This is a genomic window from Spirosoma endophyticum (assembly GCF_900112365.1).
GTDB classification, from domain to species: Bacteria; Bacteroidota; Bacteroidia; order Cytophagales; family Spirosomataceae; genus Spirosoma; species Spirosoma endophyticum.
Genome location: NZ_FOLQ01000070.1, coordinates 1 through 2,243 on the forward strand (window position 1 = coordinate 1; position 2,243 = coordinate 2,243).

The following is a 2,243-nucleotide window of genomic DNA, read 5'->3' on the forward strand; positions in this document are numbered from 1 at the left end:
TTGTGAAGAAGGATTGCATCTCAGAAGCAAGCGTCCCCGTCGTAACCGAGCCGCTGCACACCGGTTGGAACGCCCTCAACTCTCCAGTATCCATCAGTGCTGGCACGGTCCGCCGTTCATATCTTTGACTTTCTTTGATATAGTTGGTAAAAGTGCAATTTTGAGTTAGTCTCTGACAGGGGTGAGCAGTAGCTCGGGTTCCGCCGTTGACACGTCTTTTCACCTGACGATGTTGGGCCGCTGGTCAATCTGTTCACCCCGTTTTTCCTTCAAACTTCAACAGTACCTAAGAGCGTAGTTTTGCGTCTATGACTCTGCATAAATGTGCCAAAGTGAGGAAAAGCCGTCAGTTGATTAGCCACTAACTTTCCCTTTCCGACTAACATGAAATCAGCAACTGCACCCCTTCGTTACTGTGTCGGTTTTGACATTAGTAAAGATTCGATTCAGGTCTGTCTATCGCTCATCGACACCGCTGGTAAGGTAACTATCAGAGGTACCACAAAGGTTAGCAATAAGCTTTCCGCTTTTGCTGGCTTACAAACCTGGATCAGTAAGCACTACAAGCAGACTGACCTACCTATTCGGTATGTAATGGAATCGACCGGCGTATACCATGAGCAATTGGCTTGGTATCTATTCAACGCAGATGGAGCCATTAGTGTGATTTTACCCAACAAGGCTAAGCATTATCTGAAAAGCCTGGGCCGTAACCGGGCCGATTTCTATGGTTTAAGCAAGGGCCAGGGCATAAGTTTTGTCATATTTTTTACCTCGCGTGACCACCGCATAGACCCGATGTATGAGTTTATTTCGTAATGCATTGATGACCAACATCTTATTTTTGCCATCGGCGACTTTACGTTGATAATAATCCTGAAGTTCTCCTTTCACTTGAAGAGCGGACATAGCAGCCAAGTGGAGTAAAGTCTTTAAGGACTTTCGAGCATGATGATTCACGCGGGTCTTGCCTCGGACGCTACTCCCCGAAGAGTGCTCAAAAGGAGCTACTCCAGCATGGCAAGCTAGTTTTTTTGGGTCGTCAATCGCCTTGAACTCATTGCTGGCCAAGATCAGTTCCGTAGCAACAACTTGACCAATACCTGGCACAGAAGTGACCAACTCGAAAAGCGATTTGAGGGTCGGATCATCAGCGATGAGTTGTTTAATTGCCCTTTCGATACCTTTCAGATCGCTAACCAGAGCCTTCAATGAACTACTACAATGTTGACCTAATTGAGCCGTTAGGCCTTTGTCACCGAAGCGTTTTTGTTCAGTTAAGGGCACTTTCAACTGACTGATCATACCTTGCACGCGCTGCCGAAGACGGGTCAATTCAGCCAATTTTTTCATAACCGGGCGTGGAGGCTGCCAAAGTCGAAGGCGATCTCGAAACCGGTAGGCATATTCTGCAATGCGCTGTGCATCAACACTATCTGACTTGCCTCGCTGTAACCCACCTGCTTGTTTAATATGTAGAGAAGCCTCTAGCCAAACTGGAAATTGAGCCTCAAATAGCACCTCCAGGGCATGAGCATTGTAAAGACCAGTGTGTTCCATACAGACTACACAAGTTGAATTTCTAAAGCCTGTTAATGCCTGAAGTTGTTTGATCACCGCTCGGATAGCCGTTGGTGAGTTTTCAGATTGGGTCTGCCAGACGATACCTTTATTAGCATAAACAGCCCAATCCAGCGTGTTCTTAGAAACCGCACGGGCGGCCCCGATCAATACCAATGAAGTGGCGAATGTCCATTAGAGTACTTAATTTTAGGGTTAGAGAATAAGACTGCTTACTCAGCACTCGCTACCTTGCTAATGGGTCTCAACACCCTAATTTCTATTCGAGGTTAAGTAAGAAAGACCGAGCGGGACCTGAATCGGCCCATAGGGCGCAAACCTGGCCGGAGACGTTAGGGAAGCCCGCTCGGTTGTCTGTCTGGCAAGCTACCCAAATCTTGGTTTCTTACCAGCCCTCAAACCTAAAGGCCGGGGCGGTCTAAAAACGATTAGATCGATGCTCAGGGTCTGGCTCGTATGGGCCTGGAGCAACAGTTGCCTTTATGGCAACCGCTATCGAAAAACATTTACGCACTTCGTTTACTGACTCGTCAGCATCAACAGTTGCAAGAATTAAAAAATCAATCTTGAACTTGCTACATTTGACTGGAGACAGTTTTTAGGCACATTTGGGAACAAACCCAAAAGTACCCATGAAGAAAAGACGTGTGTTCGACGAGGCA

The 2,243-nt window shown here is 46.9% G+C and carries 2 protein-coding genes and 1 pseudogene; 2 read left to right on the forward strand and 1 reads right to left on the reverse strand.

Annotated elements, in window-relative coordinates; genetic code table 11:
• Nucleotides 1-384 precede the first annotated feature (384 nt).
• Entirely contained in the window at nt 385-819 is a 435-nt protein-coding gene (locus tag BM202_RS36415) for an IS110 family transposase (RefSeq protein WP_093835511.1), read from the forward strand.
• Here BM202_RS36415 and BM202_RS36420 read toward each other — a convergent pair.
• Entirely contained in the window at nt 733-1,731 is a 999-nt protein-coding gene (locus BM202_RS36420; RefSeq protein WP_245776946.1) for an IS110 family RNA-guided transposase, read from the reverse strand. The two genes, BM202_RS36415 and BM202_RS36420, sit on opposite strands and share 87 nt — an antisense overlap.
• 282 nt (nt 1,732-2,013) lie before the next feature.
• On the opposite strand from BM202_RS36420, the pseudogene BM202_RS39330 reads away from it, so the two are divergent.
• A pseudogene (locus BM202_RS39330) lies at nt 2,014-2,148 on the forward strand (IS110 family transposase); the annotation flags it as partial.
• Nucleotides 2,149-2,243: the final 95 nt, after the last annotated feature.

Coding starts and splice junctions, on each gene's coding strand:
- BM202_RS36415 (WP_093835511.1), top strand. CDS start 385: ATGAAATCAGCAACTGCACCCCTTCGTTACTGTGTCGGTTTTGACATT.